Annotated in this window: 17 protein-coding genes; 12 read left to right on the top strand and 5 right to left on the bottom strand. The window is 40.7% G+C overall.

Features of this window, described 5'->3' with window-relative positions:
* Positions 1–11 precede the first annotated feature (11 nt).
* Complete coding sequence (locus tag IRQ78_RS08135) at positions 12–2,012, top strand: marine proteobacterial sortase target protein (protein WP_194441788.1); 2,001 nt, start codon at positions 12–14, stop codon at positions 2,010–2,012.
* A complete protein-coding gene (locus IRQ78_RS08130; protein ID WP_194441787.1) occupies positions 2,000–2,584 on the top strand; it encodes a class GN sortase in 585 nt (194 codons plus the stop codon). Before IRQ78_RS08135 ends, IRQ78_RS08130 begins: the two co-directional genes overlap by 13 nt.
* On the opposite strand, the gene IRQ78_RS08125 is transcribed toward IRQ78_RS08130, so the two are convergent.
* On the bottom strand, positions 2,494–3,438 hold the full coding sequence (locus tag IRQ78_RS08125) for a DMT family transporter (RefSeq protein ID WP_194441786.1): 945 nt from the start codon (positions 3,436–3,438) through the stop codon (positions 2,494–2,496). The genes IRQ78_RS08130 and IRQ78_RS08125 overlap by 91 nt on opposite strands.
* A gap of 125 nt (positions 3,439–3,563) precedes the next feature.
* Between IRQ78_RS08125 and proB the strand changes: the two genes are divergently transcribed.
* From proB to IRQ78_RS08090, 7 genes are all read left to right on the top strand, one after another.
* On the top strand, positions 3,564–4,667 hold the full coding sequence (proB, locus tag IRQ78_RS08120; protein WP_194441785.1) for a glutamate 5-kinase: 1,104 nt from the start codon (positions 3,564–3,566) through the stop codon (positions 4,665–4,667).
* Positions 4,668–4,730: 63 nt separating this feature from the next.
* Positions 4,731–5,693, top strand: coding sequence for a GGDEF domain-containing protein (locus IRQ78_RS08115; protein ID WP_054551201.1), 963 nt, complete (start codon positions 4,731–4,733; stop codon positions 5,691–5,693).
* Between the two features lie 67 nt (positions 5,694–5,760).
* Entirely contained in the window at positions 5,761–6,120 is a 360-nt protein-coding gene (locus IRQ78_RS08110; protein WP_054551202.1) for a glutathione S-transferase N-terminal domain-containing protein, read from the top strand.
* An 81-nt stretch (positions 6,121–6,201) separates the two neighbouring features.
* The gene (gene gltX, locus IRQ78_RS08105) at positions 6,202–7,686 is read left to right on the top strand and encodes a glutamate--tRNA ligase (RefSeq protein ID WP_194441784.1); all 1,485 of its coding nucleotides are present in this window, start codon (positions 6,202–6,204) and stop codon (positions 7,684–7,686) included.
* A 221-nt stretch (positions 7,687–7,907) separates the two neighbouring features.
* Positions 7,908–9,434, top strand: a complete 1,527-nt coding sequence (locus IRQ78_RS08100; RefSeq protein ID WP_194441783.1) for an arylsulfatase — start codon at positions 7,908–7,910, stop codon at positions 9,432–9,434.
* 413 nt (positions 9,435–9,847) lie between these two features.
* Entirely contained in the window at positions 9,848–15,178 is a 5,331-nt protein-coding gene (locus tag IRQ78_RS20740) for a S8 family serine peptidase (RefSeq protein WP_194441782.1), read from the top strand.
* 317 nt (positions 15,179–15,495) lie between these two features.
* A complete protein-coding gene (locus tag IRQ78_RS08090; RefSeq protein WP_138599612.1) occupies positions 15,496–16,338 on the top strand; it encodes a MipA/OmpV family protein in 843 nt (280 codons plus the stop codon).
* Here the strand turns inward: IRQ78_RS08090 and IRQ78_RS08085 are convergent.
* From IRQ78_RS08085 to IRQ78_RS08075, 3 genes are read right to left on the bottom strand one after another with little or no spacing between them, the layout of a single operon-like run.
* Positions 16,322–17,512 carry an ATP-binding protein gene (locus IRQ78_RS08085; protein WP_194441781.1) on the bottom strand — a complete coding sequence of 397 codons (1,191 nt, stop codon included), beginning with the start codon at positions 17,510–17,512 and terminating at the stop codon, positions 16,322–16,324. The genes IRQ78_RS08090 and IRQ78_RS08085 overlap by 17 nt on opposite strands.
* Positions 17,509–18,201 carry a response regulator transcription factor gene (locus IRQ78_RS08080; protein ID WP_138616348.1) on the bottom strand — a complete coding sequence of 231 codons (693 nt, stop codon included), beginning with the start codon at positions 18,199–18,201 and terminating at the stop codon, positions 17,509–17,511. The genes IRQ78_RS08085 and IRQ78_RS08080 overlap by 4 nt, the downstream gene beginning before the upstream one ends.
* Positions 18,198–18,593 carry a DUF3019 domain-containing protein gene (locus tag IRQ78_RS08075; RefSeq protein ID WP_054551209.1) on the bottom strand — a complete coding sequence of 132 codons (396 nt, stop codon included), beginning with the start codon at positions 18,591–18,593 and terminating at the stop codon, positions 18,198–18,200. Before IRQ78_RS08075 ends, IRQ78_RS08080 begins: the two co-directional genes overlap by 4 nt.
* Positions 18,594–19,115: 522 nt before the next feature.
* Between IRQ78_RS08075 and IRQ78_RS08070 the strand changes: the two genes are divergently transcribed.
* The 3 genes from IRQ78_RS08070 (at position 19,116) to IRQ78_RS08060 (ending at position 22,164) form a co-directional block, all read left to right on the top strand.
* The gene (locus IRQ78_RS08070) at positions 19,116–19,817 is read left to right on the top strand and encodes a DUF3581 domain-containing protein (protein ID WP_138599615.1); all 702 of its coding nucleotides are present in this window, start codon (positions 19,116–19,118) and stop codon (positions 19,815–19,817) included.
* 95 nt (positions 19,818–19,912) lie between these two features.
* A complete protein-coding gene (locus IRQ78_RS08065; protein ID WP_187490227.1) occupies positions 19,913–21,154 on the top strand; it encodes a DEAD/DEAH box helicase in 1,242 nt (413 codons plus the stop codon).
* Positions 21,155–21,195: 41 nt separating this feature from the next.
* Positions 21,196–22,164 (top strand): sensor domain-containing diguanylate cyclase, encoded by a 969-nt coding sequence (locus IRQ78_RS08060; RefSeq protein ID WP_194441780.1) that lies wholly within the window; start codon positions 21,196–21,198, stop codon positions 22,162–22,164.
* On the opposite strand, the gene IRQ78_RS08055 is transcribed toward IRQ78_RS08060, so the two are convergent.
* A complete protein-coding gene (locus IRQ78_RS08055) occupies positions 22,161–23,117 on the bottom strand; it encodes a methylenetetrahydrofolate reductase (RefSeq protein WP_054551213.1) in 957 nt (318 codons plus the stop codon). The genes IRQ78_RS08060 and IRQ78_RS08055 overlap by 4 nt on opposite strands.
* Positions 23,118–23,253: the final 136 nt, after the last annotated feature.

The following is a 23,253-nucleotide window of genomic DNA, read 5'->3' as shown; positions in this document are numbered from 1 at the left end:
AGTGACATATTATGTTGAGTAACCGTACCAAAAGGCTCCTTTTTGGGAGCCTTTTTATCCTCTTATTAGGTTATGCAGTTAACCCTGCATTTGCAGCCAATGCCAGTGCCGAACTACGTTTTTATGATGATTCTAATAGCCAAGTGTCGTCGGGCTTATTAGTGAAAAACGATGTCACTATGACGCTCACTGGGCTTATTAATCATGTTGTTGTTAAACAGCGTTATCAAAACCCGCACCCGTTTGCGGTTAATGCCCGATATGTGTTTCCGTTACCAGATGAAAGCGCAGTTCATGCCATGCAAATGCAAATTGGTGAGCGCATTATCACCGGTAATATTGTCCTTAAGCAGCAGGCTGAACAGCAATTTGAGCAAGCCCAAAAACAGGGTAAACGCGCCGCTTTAGTACGTCAGCAACGCGCGAACATTTTCTCTACTGATGTAGCAAACCTTGGAGCAGGGGAAGAGATTGAAATTACCTTGCAATACCAAGAGATAATCGGTTTTCGAGATGGTGTGTTTTCACTGCGTTTTCCAACCACTATTACTCCGCGCTACGAACCTTTAACGGCAGAACTGCAGCAAAAAGTGAATCTAGAAACAAAAGACACAGAACAACAGAGCGACGCAACAGCTGATACAGCGCAATTGGCATCAGCGTGGCTAAAGCCTGTTTTTCATCGTGCACAAAGCCAAGAGTCTGATGCGAGCCTAAACCTTGCTATTTCGATGGATATTGGCCTTGAACTCAGTGATATCAACGCTAATTTAGCGGGCATGCAAATCGATAATCCAAGTTTTGGTCGGTACCAGTTATCACTTAATCGTGATGTTCCAATGGATAGAGACTTTGAGCTGACATTTAAACCCCTTGATAAAGCTCACTCTCAGGCTGCATTTTTTACCGAAACAGTAGCAGGGCAAGAATATGGTTTACTGATGTTAGTACCGCCAAGCGATCACTTTATCTCGCAAGCTCGACTGCCTCGTGAAATGGTGTTTGTTGTAGATACCTCCGGCTCAATGCATGGCCAATCAATGGAGCAGGCTAAACAAGCCTTGTTTTATGCCCTTTCATTATTGGATGAAAATGACAGTTTTAACATCATAGGCTTTGATAACGAAGTGTCGGTATTAAGTGACACGCCAATAATTGCCAATGACTTTAACATTCGCCGTGCAGAACGCTTTATTTATGGCTTACAAGCCGATGGCGGCACCGAAATAGCAAAAGCACTGACTCAGGTACTTGATGGTAAACAGCATGATGGCTTTGTACGCCAAGTAGTATTTTTAACCGATGGCAGTGTGGGTAACGAAACGCAGCTATTTAAACAAATTCAAACAGATTTAGGTGACAGCCGGCTCTTTACCGTCGGTATTGGTAGCGCGCCTAATAGCTTTTTTATGACCAGAGCTGCTGATATTGGCCGTGGTACATTTACTTTTATAAGTAGCACCAGCCAAGTACAGCCAAAAATGCAGCTACTTTTTGATAAGCTGGCGCATCCAGCAGTTACAGAACTTGCACTTGAAGGCGACAAAGCAGCCCTTGAGTATTGGCCATCGCCATTACCTGACTTGTATTTTTCAGAGCCGGTTTTGGTTGCTGTGAAGCTTGATGGCAGTCAGCACTTAACATTAAAGGGGCAAACAAACACAGGGCCAATGACGATTAATTTAGCAACGGCCAATGCCGCAAACGGCGAAGGTATCGCTAGACTCTGGGCAAGACAAAAAATTAAGTCACTACTGCTTTATAATGAAAAGGATGCGGTACGCGCAGAAGTCGAGACATTAGCACTTCAGCATCATTTACTTAGCCCTTTTACAGCCTTTATTGCAGTTGATAACTATGCGGATAATGAGATTGCAGAGCGTTCAATGCAAGTACGCAACAAACTTCCTAACGGCATGACGCTACCGCAAACCGACGGACAAAGCCGGGTGTTTATGTTACTAGGATTGTTTCTGCTTTCATTCTCGTGGTTATGGCAATGGCGACGCTAAAAAAAGCGCTGCCAGTTTGCAGCGCCTTACTTGGCATCGCATTGTTTGTGAGTGGTGGATATATGCAGGCGAAAGCTTGGCTGGCTCAGGCTCTGATTGAATCTGCTTGGCAGCAAGCTTTGCAAAGTCCTAATCAGCAAGTGAGGCCTTGGTTTTACGCCGATGGTTATGTCACTGCACACATAGAATGGCCAAGCCAGCAGCAAGAATTGACTGTACTTGCTGGTGCATCGGGGCGAAACCTCGCGTTTGCCCCCGGGCATTTTTTGCCAAGCGGTGAACTTGGCAGCACAAATGGGGTGTTGATTGCGGGTCATAACGACACCCACTTTGCATTTCTAAGACATGTCAAAGTGGGTGAGCAATTCAGTATGCAATTGCAAAATGGCCAAATTGAACACTATCAAGTTCGCAGCATTGATGTTATTCATCAAAGCGAACAGGGCTTTTTAGCACAATCAGGCCTTTATTTATTAACCTGTTACCCTTTTGACTCGTTAGCTTCTGGGACTGATTTTAGATTATTGGTGTCGGCTGATAAATTATCGTCTACGTCAACTTTGAGTTCTTGATGACGTTGGCTAACAATAACACCGGCAAATACCACCGCAATACTCACCCATTGCCAAAGTGTCAGAACTTCGTCAAGTAAAATGGCAGACAAAATCAACGCAAAAATTGGAATGAGGTTTGAGTAGGCGGCAGCGGTTAATACCGACACCTTACTGATGGCGTAATTGTACATGCCATAGCCGCCTAAAGTGACACATGAGCCTAAATATAAAATGCTCAGTAGGGCACTTAAGTCGTGCTGGTTTTCACTGGGTAGTTCGATGAAAAATAAAAAAGGCGCAAAGAATAAGCTACCACTAAATCCTTGTATTGCTATTAAGGTCAGCGGTGAATAACGCGCGACTAAGTGTTTTACGCTCACGGTATAAAACGCCGCGCACACCATTGCCATCAATTCTAAAAAGTTACCAAGCAGTGGGTTAGGGGCTTGCTCTGTGCTTGGTGATAATAGCGTTAATAAAATACTGCCGCCAATACACAAGGTAAAACCAACGACAATGGCTTTACTGATGTACTCTTTTAATATTAAGAACGCCAAAATAGCGACGATAATTGGTAAACAAGAGACAATCACCCCAGCTTGCGATGCTGAAGTGTATTCAAGAGCATGCCCTTCAAATAAATAATAGAAGCAAGGCTCAGCCAGTGACATACCAATTAAGTACTTCCAGTCACCTGGTTTGAACTCAAAGCGGATTATATAGCGCCATAAACATAAACTAATCAATAACGTGGTTAGCATTCTTAAAAAAATCACTAACACAGGGTCATAAACATTGATTGCATGCTTTAAAGCAATGTAGGAGCTACCCCATAAAAAGGTCGCGATAATTAAGCATAAACTGGCTGGCATAGGCGTCGCTATTGAGTAAAAAAACGAGAGCGCGATCCTAGCATGAATTTTTTTAACTTGTTCAAAAATTGTTAGCTGGTATATATATACCCAAACTACCTCAATATGCAGAATATAAGAATCAAATGCAAAGACCACATGTCGTTGTTGTAAAGCTGGGCACAAGCGTGCTGACAGGCGGTACCGACAAATTAGATAAAGCACACATGGTTGAACTTGTTCGCCAATGTTGTGAATTAAAAAAACAGGGTTATCAGGTTGTTTTAGTATCAAGCGGCGCGGTTGCCGCAGGTCGCGAGCAACTCATTACCCCCTGTGGTCGTTCTTTGATTGAAAAACAAATGCTTGCCGCAATCGGCCAAGGACAGCTTATTCATATTTGGCAGAGTCTGTTTGCTTTGTATGGTGTGAATGTAGGGCAAATGCTACTGACCCGCGCCGATGTAGAAGACCGTGAACGTTACTTAAATGCCCGCGATACCTTAAATGCACTACTCGCTCACAATGTAGTACCAATTATTAACGAAAACGACGCCGTGGCAACCGCAGAAATTAAAGTGGGTGATAACGATAACTTATCTGCTTTAGTCGCAATATTAGCGAATGCTGAAAAGCTGTTATTGTTAACTGACCAAGAAGGCTTATTTACAGGCGATCCTCGCTCTGATGCCAATGCAACACTTATCAATGAAGTTGAGCATATTAATGATGAGCTTAGAGAGCTCGCTGGTGGCAGTGGCACCACCCTAGGTACTGGTGGTATGGCAACCAAACTGCAAGCAGCCGATATTGCACGTCGCGCCGGTGTTGAGGTAATTATTGCCAAAGGCGCAGGCAAAAATGTGATTTTAAATTGCATGGCCGACAAGCTCCCTGGTACACGCTTTTTAAAACTCACCGCACCAAAAGATGGCCGCAAAAAATGGTTACTTGCAGGGCCTAAAAGCACGGGGCAATTAGTGATTGATGATGGCGCAAGCCTTGCGCTTAGAGAACGTGGCGCAAGCTTACTGGCAAAAGGCGTAAAAACAGTGCGAGGGCAGTTTGAGCGTGGTGATGTGATTGAAGTGGTGACCTGCCAAGGGCAATGTATTGCTAAAGGCCTTGTTAACTTTAACCATCAAGAAATTGATCAAATTAAAGGCTGTCATTCATCGCAAATAACTGAGTTGCTTGTATTTGCACCAAGCAGTGAAGTCATTCACCGAGATGATATGATTTTGTTATAGTTTTTTAGTAATTCTAGCAAACTTAACTAAACTAAAGTTATGTTTTATTTTGGGGGCTTCTAAATGGCTTCTAATGCTTGCGGGCATGACTGGGTAGTCACTATAACGCAACAGGAAGAAGAGCCTGAGTTAGACAGTGCACTGATAAATGCTGTTGCTGAATTAGGTGAGTTTACACGTTTTGCAATCTATATTAATAAAACCTTTAATATTGGTCTTCCCGCACGGCTGTTAAATAAGAACACAGCCATTGAGGAGCTTAGCGAGCAAGAAGTCCTAGACTTATTGGCAAAAGTCAGTCGCAATAAAATTCGGATTAGCCGTGATTGTGGGGTGATATCGACATATGTGCCAATTTATTACACTGGCAATGTCGTCGGTATACTTGTTGTTGAATCTGATAAAGAGTTAACCGAGCGCTGCAGTATGCTAGCTATTTATATGCTGAATATCTATGCGAATCAGCTCTCTTTATTACATAAATCACAGCAGGATCCACTTACTGAACTTCTTAACAGGCAAACATTTGATAAAAAAGTGATTGAGATAGCTGCCAATACAGCGGTCGAGCATGACTCTAAGCAGTGTCATTGGTTCCTTGCTATGGTCGATATTGATCATTTTAAACGTGTTAATGATAACTATGGTCATGTAATTGGTGATGAGGTTATTTTACTTGTGGCACAGCTTTTAAAAAATAACTTTCGTATTGAAGATTACGTTTTTCGCTACGGCGGCGAAGAGTTTTCTGTGTTATTTCAAGCAAGTGACGAGTTAGATGCACGAAATGCACTTAATCGTTTTCGCTCCTGTGTTGCTCAATACCCATTTCCTCAAGTAGGCAACTTAACAGTGAGTAGTGGTTTTATGCCAATCTACGAGTTTGAAATGGTTGCCAGCCTTGTGCAAAAAGCCGATCAGGCCTTATACCATTCTAAAAACAGCGGTCGTAATTGTGTCACTGCCTATTCCGAACTAGATATTCAACAAAGCCAACCTCAAGATGATTCAATTGAGCTGTTTTAAGGTGTTGCAGCGCGCTTAGCTGTGTTAAAATTGCCCACTATTTTTTTGAACCCTATGAGAAGGTAAGATGAAGTTTGTTCGTTGGTTGTTAGGCCGCATCATTTTGTTTTTTGATTTTGTATTCACGCCACGTAGTAAAAAGCGCCCAGCAGCAGAGCAAGCCGCGCTTGATTCAGTGACATCACAATTTAAACTATATCAATTTAAAGCCTGTCCATTTTGCGTGAAAGTACGCCGTGCCATTAAACGTCAAGGCCTTTCAGTTGAAACCCGTGATGCCAAAGATAACGAGCAATTTCGCCAGGAGCTATTAGAGCAGGGCGGAAAAGTAAAAGTTCCTTGTTTACGCATTGAAGAAAACGGCCAAGTGACTTGGTTGTATGAATCAAACGATATCATTGCTTATTTAGATAAAGTCGCGGCATAAAGCGGCTTTTCACTTCGATTATAGCCCGTGCTGTGCTAGCATTTGGGCAAATTTTTTAATTGTCTTTTGAGAGATATAACCATGACAATTCGCACCCGTGTTGCTCCGTCACCGACTGGCGACCCGCACCTAGGTACTGCATATATCGCATTATTTAACTACTGTTTTGCTAAGCAGCAAGGCGGTGAGTTTGTGTTACGTATTGAAGATACAGACCAAGTTCGTAGTACGCCAGAATCAGAGCAAGCTATTATGGATAGCTTACAATGGTTAGGCTTAAACTGGGATCACGGTCCAGATGTAGGCGGTGAGTTTGGCCCATACCGCCAATCTGAGCGTAGCGATTTATATAAGAAATTCGCGCATCAGTTAGTTGAACAGGGTAAAGCTTTTTACTGTTTTGCTACGAGCGAAGAACTAGACCAAATGCGTGAAGAGCAAATGGCCGAAGGTCTACGCCCTAAATACGATGGTCGTGGTTTAAATCTTTCTGAAGATGAAATTAAAGCAAACCTTGAAGCGGGTAAGCCTTACGTAATCCGTATGAAGATCCCAAGCGAAGGCACGTTTAAGTTTAACGACTACCTACGTGGCGAAATTGAGATCCCATGGGAAAATGTAGACATGCAAGTGCTACTTAAAGCAGATGGTTTCCCAACTTACTTCCTTGCCAACGTTGTTGATGATCATCACATGCAAATTAGCCACATTTTCCGTGGTGAAGAGTGGATCAATTCAGCGCCTAAGCTATTAAAATTATATGAAGACTTCGGTTGGGAAGCGCCAGTACTAGGTCACTTACCGTTACTGCGTAACCCAGATAAGTCAAAATTATCGAAGCGTAAAAACCCAACTTCAATCAACTACTATAAAGAAATGGGTTACCTTCCAGAGGCACTATTAAACTATTTAGGCCGTATGGGTTGGTCAATGCCAGACGAGCGTGAAAAGTTCACCTTAGCAGAGATGATTGAACACTTTGATATGAAACGAGTGTCGCTTGGCGGCCCAATTTTCGATATCGATAAGCTTAGTTGGTTAAACGGTATGTGGATCCGTGAAAACTTATCTGATGCAGAGCTAATGCAGCGTTTTGTTGATTGGAAATTTAATACCAAGCTATTCGCTAAAGTATTGCCAGAAGCAAAAACACGTATTAATACGCTTTCTGACATGGTTGACCTTGCGGGCCACTTTGTAGGTGGTATTCCAAGTTATGATCCTGCGCTATTAACAGCAGGTAAAGCTGATGAAGATGTAATCCGTCAAGCATTACAGTTCTTCATCTGGCAATTAGAAGGTTTACGTAGTTGGGAAAAACCAGCGATTTTTGCTATCGCAAAAGAAGTGGCGACTTTCCATGAGTTGAAGATTAAAGACTTCCTAGAGCCAATCTTTGTGGCTATCACAGGTAAGACATCTTCAACATCAGTACTTGATGCGATGGAAATTTTAGGCTCTGACTTATCGCGTGCTCGTTTACGTGTTGCTTTAGCACATCTTGGTGTGTCTAAAAAGCAAGCGAAAAAAATTGAGCGTGCATACCGCGATTATCCGCAAGCTTAATCATCCTTTAGTTTTATAAACCGAGCTTTATGCTCGGTTTTTTTATATTTAAATCAAAGTTACCCCAGATTTAACTTGTAAATAGTGACTGCTCTAATAGTATTAAACATGCACAATTTATCACTTGTATGAATATCTTAAGAAAGCAGTATAAGGTGACTGCAAGCGAGGGATTTTTGAAGCTAAGGCAAATGCTTTAGTCAGTTTTCAAGGAGAAAGTGATGTTTAAATACATACTGGCCTGCGTGGCCATTTTAGGCTTAAGTTTACCAAGTGTCGCTGCTGATAAACCCAATGTACTTGTTATTTGGGGCGATGATGTTGGTATGTGGAATATTAGTGCTTACCATCGAGGTATGATGGGAGGCAGTACACCTAACATTGATAGCATTGCGAATGATGGCATGATATTTATGGATCATTACGCACAGGCCTCGTGCACTGCTGGCCGCGCTGCATTTATTACTGGTCAGTATCCTATGCGTACAGGTCTCAGTACCGTAGGTCTTCCTGGCGCACCACAAGGTTTGCAAGAGAAAGATCCAACCTTAGCAACCATGCTCAAATCAAAAGGTTACGTTACAGGCCAATTCGGTAAAAATCACTTAGGTGATCGTGATGAACACTTACCTACAAATCATGGCTTTGATGAATTTTTTGGTATCTTATATCACCTCAATGCAGGTGAGTATCCAGAGCAGCAAGATTATCCTCAAGACGCTAAAACACAAGAAAAGTTAGGCTTAAAAATGCGTGGAGTCATTCATTCAAAAGCGCTTGGAAATGGCAAACAAGAGATTAAAGATCTTGGCCCATTTGGGAAAGAGCGTCAGCGTAATTTAGACCAAGAAGTACTTGTAGAGTCAAAACGCTTTATTCGTGATGCAGTAAAACAGAATAAACCTTTCTTCGTGTGGCATAACACAACTCGAATGCATTACCAAACTAACCTTAATAAAGCTTATGACGGTAAAACTGGCTTTGGTTTATATGCTGATGGTATAACCGAAATGGATGATGATGTAGGTGAGTTACTTAACTTACTTGATGAACTTAAAGTCGCTGATAACACAATAGTGATGTTTTCTACCGACAACGGTGCCGCATCAAACTCATGGCCAGATGGTGGTAATCAGCCATTTCATGGTGAAAAAGGCGTTGGTGGCTGGGAAGGTGGCTTCAGAGTACCTATGGTTGTTAAATGGCCGGACCATATTCCTAAAGGTGTGAGCACCGGTGAGTTCATGACAATGGAAGATTGGATGCCAACGATTATGTCGTGGGTTGGCGATAAAGATTTAAAAGCTAATTTATTAAAAGGTACCAAAATCAATGGTCAAAAGTATAAGGTTCATTTAGATGGTTTCGATCAAAGTGATATCTTACTAAACAATGGTAAAACAAAGCGTAAAGAGTTTTATTATTTCACCGAAACGACCTTTCATGGAATGCGTTACGGTGACTGGAAATTAATCTTTACGGAACAAAATCATTGGTTTAGGTCTACACAGCAAGCCCTTACTACACCTTATATTATTAACCTAAAAATGGATCCATTTGAGCGTTTCATTGATGCTAGGGGGTATGATGAGTGGGCAGAAAACCGTAGTTGGATTTTAGGCCCAGCAGGTAATCAAATTGCAGAGTTTGTAAAAACCTTTAAGGCATTTCCGCCTAGTCAAGAGAGTATGTCAGTACAAGTGGGTAGTGTTGCTGAAATGATTTCTCAGCAAGCGTTAAACCGCTAAAAACGATAGGCTTTACCAGAACACAATGTTGCAAAATGACAGTTTTGCTCATCGCTGGTAAAGCCTTTACTGCTTAGAATTTGAAAACCATGATCCAGCTCAAGTTATAGTTGCATAAGAGTTATACGATTTACCACTGCATAATCATAATTAATTGATTAATAAATCAATTTAATCTTCATTTCTTACCTAAATTAAATATGCTACTTCTATTTTGTACTCAGAGATATTGTATATAGAAACGCTATATTAGCCCACCTTTGGTAACTTTAATGTTAACAGTGTGTACAAAACGCTACACGAATGTACGTCATTTTTGATTCTCCCTGTGGTTATATTGTTACTACAAGCGTTGAAATGGAAATTCAAAAAGCTTGAATAACTATTCAAACTAACTATCCAGGGGATACTTTATGAAAGTCAAAACACTTTCGATCGCTGTTGCTGCAGCTCTCTATAGTGCTAGTGCTGCACATGCAGTCGGTGTTGAGAACAATCAAGTTAAGCACCAATTAAAAGCACCAAATATTACATTTGAAGAAGTGAAAGCATTTTCCAAAGAGTTCGAGCAAGGTAACTCTTCAAGCATGCTACAAAACGATGGTTTAAATGTTCAATTAAATAGCCAAGCAAGCAAATTTAAAGAAGAAGGTCTGGGTGGCGAACATATTTATATTATTCGTTTACGTGATAACTCTGTTGCTCTTGAAGCTAGAGACTTAACTTCGTCTTTATCAAAATCTATGCAAGCTCAAGGTATTACCAAAGTTTTTGAAAAAGGTCAGCCTGCAATTTCAGCCGTTACAGAATATCAAAACAAGCTTTATTCGAAACAACGTGCTGTTATGCAAAACGTAACGGCAGTTACAGGGCGTACAGAGATGCGCCGTCAATTCACTAAAGCGCTAAATGGTTTCTCTGTAAAAATGACAGAGCAAGAGGCATTACAGGTCGCTTCGCTTGGCTCTGTTGTATCAGTAATGCGTTCTAAAAATTATGATTTACTTTCAGATGAAGGCCCTAAGCACATCGGTGCTGATCAAATTTGGGATGGAACAAGTGTTCCAAGTGGGATCAAGGGCAAAGGTGAAGGCCAAATCATAGGTATTATTGATACAGGTATTAACTCAGATCACCCGTCATTTGCAGCTGTGGGTGCTGATGGTTATGAGCATGAAAACCCATTTGGTGCGGGCGTTTATGTTGGTGACTGTGTTGAAGAGCCAGAAGAGATTCAATGTAATAACAAACTAATTGGTGTACGTTCTTACGATGTGATCACAGATGCGTTTGATGCCATGATCCCAGGCTGGCCAGCGATTGGTGAAGATTATCAAGGTCATGGTTCGCATGTTGCGTCAACTGCGGCAGGTAACGTAGTCAAAGACGTTCCATATATGCTACCTAGTTTTGGTGAAAATACTGATGGCAATATCTTGAAAGAGGGTTTATTCCCTGAAATCTCAGGTGTTGCACCGCATGCAAATATTATTTCTTATCAAGTATGTTACCCATCAAGTGAAGAATACGCAGGTTGTCCTGGTGAAGCGCTTGTAGCAGGTATTGAAGATGCAATTTCTGATGGGGTTGATGTAATCAACTTCTCAATTGGTGGAGCCGACTCAAACGTTTGGGCCGATCCAGTACAACTTGCATTCTTAGCAGCGCGTGAAGCGGGCATCAATGTTGCCGCGGCAGCAGGTAACAGCGGTCAGGGGTGTGGCGCAGCTGAATGTTTTGGCTATTTAGATAACTCGTCGCCGTGGCTTGCGCAAGTTGCAGCAACAACACATGGCCGTACTGTTGTCGTTGAAACTGCAGTTGAATATGCGGGCTTTGCTGATGAAACGATGGGTTCTGAAGTACCAAGTTGGTCAGATATGGGGTTAGTTGGCGGTGCCATTAATAGCGAAGAAATTACCGGCGTTGTTGTCTGGGCTAAAGACTATGAAGACGTCAATGGCTTTAAAGACTCTGATGGATACTGTACTGCCGATTATCCTGAAAATACGTTTAATTTCTACAACGATGGGACAGAAATAGCTGGTGCGGCTGATGGCAGCACGAATGTTATTGTAATCTGTCAACGTCACTCAGCTACAGATACAGCTGCCAATGCTCGTACCGCAAAAGTAGATCATGTAAAAGCCGGTGGCGCTGATGGTTTCATTATGTTCAACCGTGACAGTGATCAAGCTACAGTACCTGAGGCTTACTCATTACCAGGCGTTCATTTTACCTATGATCAATGGAATGGTGTGTGGCCCGATGACGGTTTAGAAGATTGGGTTGATAGCACATCAGAGAAAGGTCATATGATCACTATTAAGCCAACAGTGATTGAGCGCCGTGTTGATGCTGAAGATGCTGATTGGTTAGCAACCTTCTCATCGCGTGGTCCATCTTATTCGAATGTTGAAGTACTAGCTCCAACACTTGCAGCTCCTGGTGTTGATATTTATGCGGCATACTCTGATGAGCATCCTTTTGTGGCACCACATGGTCAAGATTATGCAGCGATTAGCGGCACGTCTATGGCATCACCTCATGTTGCCGGTGCTATGGCATTACTGCGTCAGATTCATCCTGAGTGGAGTGCGGCCGAGATTCAATCTGCACTATCAATGACTGCCGAAAACGTAGTTAAGTACCATCGTTTAAACAGTGAAAATGATGTTGTTGCTGATGCTAAAATTTACCGTGCTGGTGCAGGTCGAATCAATGTTGCATTAGCAGCTGAAGCAGGTTTTGTTATGGACGAAACAGCCGACAACTTCTTAGCGGCTGATCCATATAATGGCGGTACACCTCACAAACTTAACTTACCAAATTTGGTTAACTTTTCTTGTGCACCAGAGTGTCAATGGGTTCGAACTATCAAAGCAACAGAAGATGGAACCTGGACTGTAAGCCATGAAGATGTTGAAAACTGGGCATTTGATGTTAATTCACAAACCGCTCAAAATGGTGTGAATATTGATATCTTCCCGAAAACTTTCACACTGAAAAAAGGTGAAACGCAAACAATCATTGTTAAAGCATCAATCATGGATACCCAAGATTGGTTTAGTAACTCAGAAGTTGAGCTTCATACCAACCTTGTGTTCCAAGCTGAAGAAGCTGGTATCCCAGATGCACATTGGCCAGTAGCGTTTAAATATGACCGCGGTAATTTACCATCTTCATTAGAAACAACTGCTCATTCAAATATAGGCACTTATGTTGCTAAAGGTATTGTATTACCGAGTGTTGAAGCACCTGTTGCACGCGCATATGAGCCGGTTAAAGCAGATATCACGACAGTAACTTTGCCAAAAGATGATGAGCGTACTTTCCCGTGGGCTATGAATCGAACAGAAGAAGTTGATGCTAGTGATATTCTAGATGAAGCAACATTTACTAAGTTTGTTACTGTGCCTGCGAACGCAAAACGTTTTATTGCTGAAAGCGTAGGTGTTGAATCCGAGTTAGAAGGTACTTTAAAAGTCGGTAATGCTATCGTCTATGTAGGTAAAGATTATAACGGTGATGGTATTGTTCAGCCGCAAGACGAGATCTTATGTGTATCTAACCATATCATTTACAATAACTTCTGTAATATTAACAACCCAGAAGAAGGTGAATACTGGGTTGTAATTTACAACTCAAATGAATCATCGGTTGGTGCGTTAGAAGAAACCTTTAAACTTGCCACAGCCGTTGTGTCTGACCAAGAGGCGTCAGGAATGACAGCCAGTCTTCCTAGCAGTGATGGTCAAAACACTGTTGAAATGACTGTTAATTGGGATATGGAATTTGATTCAGACAGCGTTTACTACTCTTTGCTTGATGTGGGCACATCAGCCGTAAATCATGGCAATCTAGGCTCTATTCCATTTAAGCTTAACCGTGGCAATGATGTTGCTCATCTTGATGCGCCATATACAGGTGCAAAAGTGGGCGATATGGTGCCTTACACATTTGAAGTATTAGCGAATAACTCAGGTATAGATCGTGAGTTCTCACTAGAACTTGATATTCCTGCTGGTCTTGATATCAAAGCAGAAAATGTAATGGTTTCAACAGCATCTGAAATCAACGTTGAAATTGCTGATGGTAAAGTTATTGTAACGGGCACACAAGCGGATACCCGAGATGTAGAGCCAGATTACATCGTCACTGATAACATCACTGATGAAATGTGTCGTACACCTGATTTTGGTAACTCAAACCCAGGCGGTTATGTCGACTTATCTGAGTTTGGCATTATGCCTATGCTTTCAGGCTTCGATGAAAGTAATCTATATAATTCACGAAGTGGTTATTCGTTACCAATAGCAAGCTTTTACAATGGTGCATTTGACACATTCAGTCTGTATAACAATGCTGATAATACAAATATCCAAAACTCGATAATTCAAATTCGTGGTATGGGGACAGTGAATACAGGCGGTAGTCGTTACTTCTTCCCAGTGCATAATCCGTTTCCTTATGAAACATTCCCTTATGAGAATATGGGTCCATTATGGCGTGGTTGGGAGTTTGCAGAGAGCGGCTTATTACGTTCAGTAATGTCAGTGGGTTTATCGTCTAACGAAGGGATCTCACTTGCAAGTACAACAACAGGTTGGGGTATTATTGAGTGGGATAACGCGTCAGATTACGACAACCCTGTTTATGATCGTGAAACGGGTCAATACACTTACACTAAACGTGATAACTCATTTGACTTCCAAGTGCTGTTTAATGCCAATACGCGCTTTGGTAAAGGCGAGCATGAAATTTACTATGCATACGATAATTTAGATTTTGGTACTACTCGTCCTGCTGGAAGTATCGGTTTACAAGGTTTCCGCGGTGCACAATATCAATACGGTCCTCTTGAAAGCTATCGCGGTATTCAGATTGCTTATAACAACTTAGATGAAGTAATCAGCGATGGATACGTAGTATGTATGGACTATGTTGGTCCAGAGTCATCACAATTTGAAGTCACCGCATGGGCCGAAGTTATGCCAACCGCTACAGGTCAAACACTTGAAGTTGCAGCTAAAGCAGCAATCTCGGGTCTGAATGACATGACTTCAACTGCAACACTGGCGATCCCTGGTAACATCACAGTGATTGCACTTGATGATATGGTGACAACTGAGGAAACACCAATTAGCTTCGACGTTTATCACATTGATGAAAAGAACTCGAAGAATGAAATCTCGGTAATTTCTGATGATGTAAGCTACGAAGTTGATGGCGATACAGTAACTATTACACCAAATGAAAACTTCTCTGGTGAGACAGAAGTAACTGTAATGGTGTCTGATATTGAATACCCATCAGACGCAGCAAGCACAACCTTTATGTTAACAGTCGAGGCAGTAAACGACGCACCTGTTGTGGTTGTTGAAGCAAGTTCTCAGCAAGTCACTGAAGGCAGCGTTATTACCCTAGATGCCTCAGCATCTCATGATTTAGATAACGATGAGTTAACTTTCTCATGGCAAGGCCCAGGTACTATCGCAAGTCCAACATCAGCAATCACTGAAGTATCAGGTCTAACGGCTGGTGAGCATCAGTTTACTGTATTGGTAAGTGATGGAATAGAAGCGATGGAACTAGGAGTTGCTGTGACAGTAACGGCTGAAGAAACAACAGTCGTTCCTGAAGAAGAAGCGCAATCAAGCTCTGGCTCAAGCGGCTCTTTAGCATGGATAACAGTGTTATTAGCTGGTTTTGCCGGTCTTCGTCGCCGTATGAAACGAGACTAAACACTCCCTAAGTGTGTTATGTAGCAAAGGGCCTTCGGGCCCTTTTTTTGTCATTGAGTAAATTAAATAATGGAATTTAATAACTAAAACTGAAAACCTATGTAGCAAAATGTACAAGCTATTTAATATTTCTTTCAGTATGTTAGTTTGACGATAGTAGATAAAATAAGTCATTTTACTGCGTTGTGTGGCAAAAAAATTATACAAAAATGTATGCAAACGCTATGATCGCCCCAGCACAGAAAGGGCTAAAAGAGTTTTAGTTTATTAAGTTAGTATAGTAGTCGTTTATTACGGCATTAAGGTGAGTTACGTTAATGAAAAGGTTGTTTGGTTCAATGTGTTGCTTAGCTGCATCAACTGCATTTGCGCAGGATGATGTTAAGCAGCCGCAATTGATTAAAAAGTCTACTTTTCATGCAAGCGTTACGCTAGGCTACGGTGGTATTGAGAACCCAGTACTTGATGCCGATGATGTTATTTCGCCAATTCTGCCAAGCTTGGCTTATTATGGTGATAGCTGGTATTTCGATGATTTTTCTATTGGTTACAGCTTATTTGAATCTGAGAAATTTTATATTGATTTACTGGGGCGCTTTAATGATGATGGCTTCTTCTTTGAGTTAGATGGGGTAGATAAACTCTACGCGACAGGTGTGGTTCGTTCTAGTTCAGGTCGACCTACAATTCCAAGTGCTTCACCAATTAACTTAACACCGATAGAGCGCAACCTTTCTTATATGGCTGGCTTTTCATCAGCTTTAAATATTTATGACGACATTTGGTTGAGTGCGGCATACGTGCACGATATAACCAATGTTCATAATGGCTATGAAATCTTATTCAATGGCTACCAAGCATTTACACTGTTTTCCGGTATTGCTGGCATTGAGGCTGGTATAAACTACAAAAATGAAGAGTTAATTGACTATTACTACACGGTTAGCCCCACTGAGAGCAAAACTCGCTTATTAAGTTATAATTTAGAAAGTGCCACCAATTACTATTTAAAAGTAAGTTACGAGTATCCGATCAGTGATAATTTTAGTGTTGATTTCAAACTAAAGCACACTTGGCTTGATAGCAATTTAGCTAACTCACATATGATTAATAAAAATGGCTATTTCTCAGGTTTTACTGGCATTACATACCATTTTTAGGCCAACTGATTGAGATTTGAGCGCCGCCGGTTTCGAGGTTATTGGCTAAACCAATTTTACCGCCATGCCAGCTAGCAATACGATGCACTATATAAAGTCCTAATCCATAACCACTCGCCAATTTATCTCCTTCACCTTGTTTGAATGGTTCAATTAACGCATCAGCATTTATAGGCAACCCTGGTCCATCATCTGTGACGCTTATCAAGTAATTACCTGCTTTCTCTTCAGTGCTTATATAAATAGTGTGTTTTGCGTATTTTGTGGCGTTGATCAGTAAGTTTTGTACCGCGATTGCCATAAAGCTTGTTTCGCAAAAAGCAGCGTCAACCTCAAGAGTTGGAATAAATTTGAGTTCTTTGTATAAATCAAATTTAGCTATTTCCGTGTTGATCAGTTTAGTTAAGTTAACTTTCTCCTGATTAAACACACTTTGTTGATGCTCTAAACGAGCAAACGATAAATATTGTTCTAAGCGCAATTCAATCTCATCGATATCACGCTCTATTTGGCTACTTTCTAACGAATCTAGCTCTGCGATTGATAACGCAAATCGCATACGCGAGAGTGGGGTACGAATTTCATGAGAAATAATGCGGGATAAATCGCTATGAAGCTGCACAAATTTGTTGATACGCTCAGACATATCAGTAAAGGTGTTTGCAAGCGGTGCAATGGATGAATTTGGCTTTATATCGAGCTCTATTCGTTGCGGTTTTTTGCTGAAGCGGTAGGCTGCACGTTGCAATAAGCTCAAATCACGAAACACTGGGCGTATAAACAATAAAATCATCACACCAAGCAAAAAATAAAAGGCGAAAAAAGCAAACCAGTCAGTTTTTGCGTGTGAAATCAGGTTAATGGGGCCAACTTTTTGAATGCTACCATTACTGCCCTTGAGATATATAAATTGCTGATTATGCTCAGTGACACTGATAATACCGTCTTGATTAAACGTGTTGAGCAAAGAATCAGGCAATGCAATTTCACTTATGCTTAGGCTACTGATCCGCGAGTCTTTTTGCTCTGCTATTTGTGTAAGTTCAGCAACACTAATTTGTATACTCGGCACATGCTTAGAAAAAAACTCATTATAAAGCTGACCAAACGCAAGAACTAAAGCAATTAAGCTTACTGTGATAATCAGGTAAAGCTTAAAAAATTGCTGCTTCATAGTTTTGAAATATCCAAACTGTAGCCTTTGCCTCGCACCGATTTAATATCCAACGAATTTTTGTGGCTGCTTATCGTATCTTTGAGTTTTTTACGTAATCGGCTCACTTTTAAATCTATAGCGCGGTCTAGTCCGTCATACTCACGGCCAATGACATGTTTAAACAGCACTTCGCGAGAGACTGGCTGCGGCATATTCTTCGCTAGATAGGCGATAATATCAAATTCACTCTCGTTTAGGTTCAGAGCAGTATTATGAAAGTAGATATCACGCTTTTTACTGTCTATGCGTAAACAGTCGCTGTGATCTGAAAAGTTATCTTGGCTTACAGTGTGGGCGATGATTGTTTTAATTTTCGCTAATAATAGCTCAGGTTTAATGGGCTTTATTAAGTAGTCGTAAGCACCTAAGTTTAGGCCTTTAATTTGTGATTGCACTGAGTCTAAAGCTGTTAAAAAAATAACAGGACAGGTGTATTTTTCTTTTAGTTGTGAAATTAATTCAAAACCATTGCCATCAGGTAACATCACATCACAGATAATCAATGAGGGAATAAAGGTAATTTCACTACTACGGTAATCTTCAGCTGTATTAAATACATCAATGGTATAGCCGTGTTTTAATAAAAATGTTTGAATTAAATTGGCTAGTTTCACATCATCTTCAATTAAAAAAATATGCTGCATCATAAACTCCAGCCAAAGCGCCGCTTTATACGGTAATCTTTGGCTTCATAGCTAACTATTGAGAGACGCTGCTGTTTAACAACGTTGCTGCTCAAAGGGTTAATTAACTTAACGGTAAGAGGGTATTCTGTTTTGATTAAAAACTGTTTGGCTATTAATCCTGTTTGCGTGTAGCACTGAGTGTAATGAGGGCGTTGGGTTACTTCTAAACAAAGTTCTTCATAAGGAGCAACTCGAAAATGAACTTGCACATTAAACTCGCAGGCTTTTTGTTTTGCTTCTGTCACACAGACTGTTGGTGAAACTTTAAAAAAGACCTGTTCAGCTTTATCTTCAGCTTGAGAGTAGCAGCAAAAACAAAAAAGCAGAGCCGCCCAGCTTAATCGGTTTATCATTTAACCAAGTCCCTGAGCGATTGGTCGTCTAAATTTCAAAGCAATATTTACCATTAAAAACAGATGAAACCATTCAAAATCATAGTGAGTATTCATTTATTTACCGCTTATTATCATTATTATTTATGCAGTCTATATGAGTTATTTCATGATAAAAAAGCGCGCTTATCATACCTCATTTATTTCATTAGCTACAAATTGCCTTACATTAAAGCTTGTGTTTCAGAGTTTTTTGTAGTGCCTCGTTCAGATCTTTATTAGCTTGTTGTTTTAAAAGATAAAGTGAATTTATATTTGTTTTTATGTAATAATTTTTCACTATATAAATGCGCTATTAGTTTTTACTATTCACGCTTATTTGTTAATTGTTTCGTACAAATTGATACAATTTGGTGCGCGCTCTGAAAGTAATTAGTCTTTCACAAAGTTAATATAGAAAATGATACTCAACAGATTCGACCTCTGTGTGCTTTTTTTCTGATAGTATAGATAGGTTATAAGTAGTTTAAGCAGTGAACAAATATGTTAAGTCCTTATTATCAGCAGCATGCTGATTACGTTTCTATCTCACGCGAGCAAGGCTGTCGCTTTGCTAAGTTAGTGGCGGATGATTTCAATCCGTTACACGATAAAGATGCTAAAAAGTTTTGTGTGCCGGGCGATTTACTTTTTTCGCTGGTTTTAAACCGCTATGGTATTAGTGAAAAAATGGAGTTCACTTTTGCCGGTATGGTTGATGAAAATTCAAAGCTGACTTTTCCTGAAGGTGCTGATGAGTTTGCTATCACCGATGGCGAAAAAGTGATGCTAAAAGTAAAGCGTGAAGGGGCTGTTAGCCAATGTCCTGAGTTAACAAATAGCTTAATAAAAAACTATGTTGAGTTTTCTGGTACTACCTTCCCACATGTCATCATTCCATTAATGGGCAAGCAAGATGTGATGATCAACCCAGCCCGCCCAATGGTGATTTACGAATCAATGTTGATTAACCTTGACCGCCTTGATATCAGTGCACCTGAATTAGAGTTTGCTGAGCCTGATTTTGAGTTTACTGGCAAACGCGGAAAAATTACGCTTCGCTTCAACCTGTTAGAAAATGGCGAAAAAGTAGGGGCGGGTGAAAAGCACATGCTTGTATCTGGCATTCGTGATTACTGCCAAACAACGGTTGATGACCTAATTAGTTTTTATAATCACCGTAAAGAGTCACTTAAACCGGCGTAATCTTTACAATTACGACAAAGGGCGCTTATTGCGCCTTTTTTGTTGCTGATGTTCAGCGTACAATAGCGTTTTTATAGCTAAATATACTTCAGACTATGTCAGTAGCGACCTTTTCAGAGTTAAATCTTGCACCTGCATTGCTAACAGCCTTGCAAGAAGAGAATTATCACACACCCACAGCAATTCAAGCGCAAACCATCCCACTTATTTTAGCGGGTGCAGATGTAATGGGCAGCGCACAAACTGGTACGGGTAAAACTGCTGCCTTTGTTTTACCACTACTGCACAATTTGTTATCTGCTGAAGTACTCCCTGATGCTGTTAAAGTCCTAATTTTAACGCCAACCCGAGAGCTCGCACAGCAAGTCTTTGCAAGTGTAGAGCGTTATGCTGCGCATACTGAAATAAAAGCGGCATTGGCTTATGGCGGCGCTAGTATTGGGCCACAAATTAAAGCCATAAAAGGGGCGCAGGTTGTTGTTGCAACTCCGGGGCGTTTACTTGATCATCTGATCAAAGGCAGTATTAAACTTTCTAGTATTAATGCCTTGGTATTTGATGAAGCTGATCGCATGCTTGATATGGGGTTTATTGACGAGATAAAACGTATCTTGCGTCATGTGCCGAAAGAACGCCAAACCTTACTTTTTTCAGCCACATTTGATGACAGTATCTTTAAGCTTAGTAAGCAGTTACTAGATGATCCTAAACTAGTTGAAGTGAATAAACGCAACTCGGCAGCGGTTGAAGTTGAGCAGCTAGTTTATGCGGTTGATGAAGACCGTAAACGTGAGCTGGTGTCACACATGATTGGCATGAAAAATTGGCAGCAAGTACTGATATTTACCCGAACTAAACAAACTGCTGATGTGCTTGCTAAAGAAATGTCTAAAGATGGCTTAAAAACCGAATCAATTCATGGTGATAAAAGCCAAGGGGCGCGAGATAAAGCATTACAAAACTTTAAATCTGGTGTAACTAGGGTATTAGTCGCGACTGATGTGGCCGCTCGCGGCCTTGATATTGCCTCTTTAAAATATGTCATTAACTATGAGCTACCTTATGTGGCTGAAGATTATGTGCATCGAATAGGTCGTACAGGTCGTGCTGGCGAAAAAGGGTTAGCGTTGTCGCTAGTTAGCATTGATGAACAATGGTTATTAGATGAAATAGACATTTTACTGGGCACCAGACTTACTCCTCAGTGGTTACCGGGGTATGAGCCAGATTTAACGAAAGAGCCTAAAAATATAAGAAAAAACACTAATAAAGCTCGTCGCTCGCGAGATAAAAAGCGTATTTTGGGTCAAAAAAGTATGAGACACCGTAAAAAGTGACGTATATTTATACTATCCACTGACTAAAATAAGTGTGTAGTATGTTAGAAGTTAATAAATGGTCATTTTGTCAGCCTGACAACCAGTTTTCTTTGCAAAAATGGCAAAAAACAGTCGATTTAATGACCGAGTTATTCTCAGCGCCTGCAGGCTTTATTGTTCATAAGACAGATGAAGCATACCGCATAATTGTTTCTAGCGAACAACGAGAAAACCCTTACCATGCTGGAATCGAGTTAGCCATTGACGACAATATCTTTTGCAAAAAGGTATTAAAAGATATGGCTCCTTTATACATTCCACAAGTTAGTCTAGATAATCAATGGGATGATTGTCCACTTACTGTCGATGGCGTTGAATCCTATTTAGGTGTGCCTATAACTTGGCCGAGCGGGGAACCGTTTGGTACTTTTTGTGTAATGGATTTTAAGAAAACTGATTATCAGCATAGTCTTTTAGAACTCATCGAACAGCTTAGGGATATGGTGGAAGATGATTTAGCTCTACTTGATAATTTCACCCAAATGCGTGAAATTGCGATGCTAGACCCCCTCACAAATATTTATAATCGCCGCGCACTCAATTTACTTTGTCAACATAAATTAAATCTTGCCGCCCGGTTGGGCTTTAATATCTGTTGTTTGTTTATCGATATAGATAACTTTAAACCACTCAATGATAAGCATGGTCACGAAGTAGGAGATAAAGCACTGATATGTCTGGCTGATACATTGAAGCAATATCTACGAGAGGCTGATATTATTGGCCGCTTAGGAGGAGATGAATTTATTGCGGTTCTGCAAGTGAAAAGTAACAACTGTATCGAAGCGATTAGCTACAAACTTAATGAAGCGTTTAAAGAAAACCTTAAACATATGGCAATACCTGAACTTAATTTGAGTATAGGCTCAGGTATTGTAGCTCAACCTAAAGAAACATTTGCTGAGCTATTAAAGCGGGCTGATGAAGATATGTATGAGAAAAAGCAAGCCTCTAAACTTGCCCGCTAAGCTATTTGCTTTTCAGCTAGGTTTAATTCCATGGTTGCTTTAAGTAAACGGTAAAGGTTAATTGACGCATCAATTTCTTCTTTACGGTTAGTTAAGCTCTCAATATTTAAACCTAGCGGTACATCTAAATGCGCACAGCTTTGTAAAATTAAATCGAGATTCTCACGGCAAATACGCACTGATTCACTCAATGTATTTGCAGAATCTAACATGCGATACTTAGTTGCTTCTGGTACCGAAATACCTAACCACTCCATAAATTCTAAGGTTTTTTCACCACCACAAGGGGTAAACGTTAGAATAATGCGTTTTGGTGTTGTGCCTTGTGCTTTACAGCTACGCGCATAGCTGGTGATCAAATCAATCGTTGCTTGGGCATTGTAAACGGCTTGTGAGATGAAAAACTTACAACCTTGTGCTGTTTTTTCAACTAAACGCTCATGTTCATTGCGTTTGCTAGCATGACGCTCGGCAATAGTAACGCCACCTAAAAACACATCACTGCTTTGTTTTGCAAGCGTTTTATATGCATCAGGAAGGCTTAGTTTGATATCGCCATGAGATGATGGACTACCCACTAACACTAAGTTTTTTAATTCGAAGTCGTTACGTGTTTCGTTTAGCCATTCGGTAAATTCAGCTTCACCTCGTTGCGCTACGCTTTTGTATGTGATCACATCTAGTTGTGACAAGCTACGAAGTAATTGGCTGTATTCACGTGGATCCACTGTTTCTTTAAATGGGAAAGGACGCGGCTTTGCAATGCGGCTACTTTCATCTTGAATGTCGTAAATAATCACGCCATCGTATTCAATTTCGTGTAAACGACCAAGTAGCTTTTGGGCAATGGTTTCAAGCTGTGCTTTATCAGTCCCTGACTTTGGAGGTGTGGTACCGATCAGGTAGACGCCTTGGTTGGTGTCTTCAATTTTCTCTTGTAATGATAAAGCCATAATCCTCATTCCAGCTCGTGCTAATGTTTATGACAAATAATATAGCAGCCATTTAGACGTCTAGATAGATTTTTTTCATGAAAGTTTTTCAATGACTATGAATTTTACTCAAGTTTAAAGCTGAGCGTTTAGTTAA

The organism is Pseudoalteromonas simplex, assembly GCF_015278155.1.
Lineage (GTDB): Bacteria > Pseudomonadota > Gammaproteobacteria > Enterobacterales > Alteromonadaceae > Pseudoalteromonas > Pseudoalteromonas simplex.
The sequence above is the reverse complement of the archived record's forward strand: the minus strand, read 5'-3'. Positions and strand labels throughout refer to the sequence as shown.

Coding starts and splice junctions, on each gene's coding strand:
- IRQ78_RS08135 (WP_194441788.1), top strand. CDS start 12: ATGTTGAGTAACCGTACCAAAAGGCTCCTTTTTGGGAGCCTTTTTATC.
- IRQ78_RS08130 (WP_194441787.1), top strand. CDS start 2,000: ATGGCGACGCTAAAAAAAGCGCTGCCAGTTTGCAGCGCCTTACTTGGC.
- IRQ78_RS08125 (WP_194441786.1), bottom strand. CDS start 3,438: ATGCCAGCCAGTTTATGCTTAATTATCGCGACCTTTTTATGGGGTAGC.
- proB (WP_194441785.1), top strand. CDS start 3,564: ATGCAAAGACCACATGTCGTTGTTGTAAAGCTGGGCACAAGCGTGCTG.
- IRQ78_RS08115 (WP_054551201.1), top strand. CDS start 4,731: ATGGCTTCTAATGCTTGCGGGCATGACTGGGTAGTCACTATAACGCAA.
- IRQ78_RS08110 (WP_054551202.1), top strand. CDS start 5,761: ATGAAGTTTGTTCGTTGGTTGTTAGGCCGCATCATTTTGTTTTTTGAT.
- gltX (WP_194441784.1), top strand. CDS start 6,202: ATGACAATTCGCACCCGTGTTGCTCCGTCACCGACTGGCGACCCGCAC.
- IRQ78_RS08100 (WP_194441783.1), top strand. CDS start 7,908: ATGTTTAAATACATACTGGCCTGCGTGGCCATTTTAGGCTTAAGTTTA.
- IRQ78_RS20740 (WP_194441782.1), top strand. CDS start 9,848: ATGAAAGTCAAAACACTTTCGATCGCTGTTGCTGCAGCTCTCTATAGT.
- IRQ78_RS08090 (WP_138599612.1), top strand. CDS start 15,496: ATGAAAAGGTTGTTTGGTTCAATGTGTTGCTTAGCTGCATCAACTGCA.
- IRQ78_RS08085 (WP_194441781.1), bottom strand. CDS start 17,512: ATGAAGCAGCAATTTTTTAAGCTTTACCTGATTATCACAGTAAGCTTA.
- IRQ78_RS08080 (WP_138616348.1), bottom strand. CDS start 18,201: ATGATGCAGCATATTTTTTTAATTGAAGATGATGTGAAACTAGCCAAT.
- IRQ78_RS08075 (WP_054551209.1), bottom strand. CDS start 18,593: ATGATAAACCGATTAAGCTGGGCGGCTCTGCTTTTTTGTTTTTGCTGC.
- IRQ78_RS08070 (WP_138599615.1), top strand. CDS start 19,116: ATGTTAAGTCCTTATTATCAGCAGCATGCTGATTACGTTTCTATCTCA.
- IRQ78_RS08065 (WP_187490227.1), top strand. CDS start 19,913: ATGTCAGTAGCGACCTTTTCAGAGTTAAATCTTGCACCTGCATTGCTA.
- IRQ78_RS08060 (WP_194441780.1), top strand. CDS start 21,196: ATGTTAGAAGTTAATAAATGGTCATTTTGTCAGCCTGACAACCAGTTT.
- IRQ78_RS08055 (WP_054551213.1), bottom strand. CDS start 23,117: ATGGCTTTATCATTACAAGAGAAAATTGAAGACACCAACCAAGGCGTC.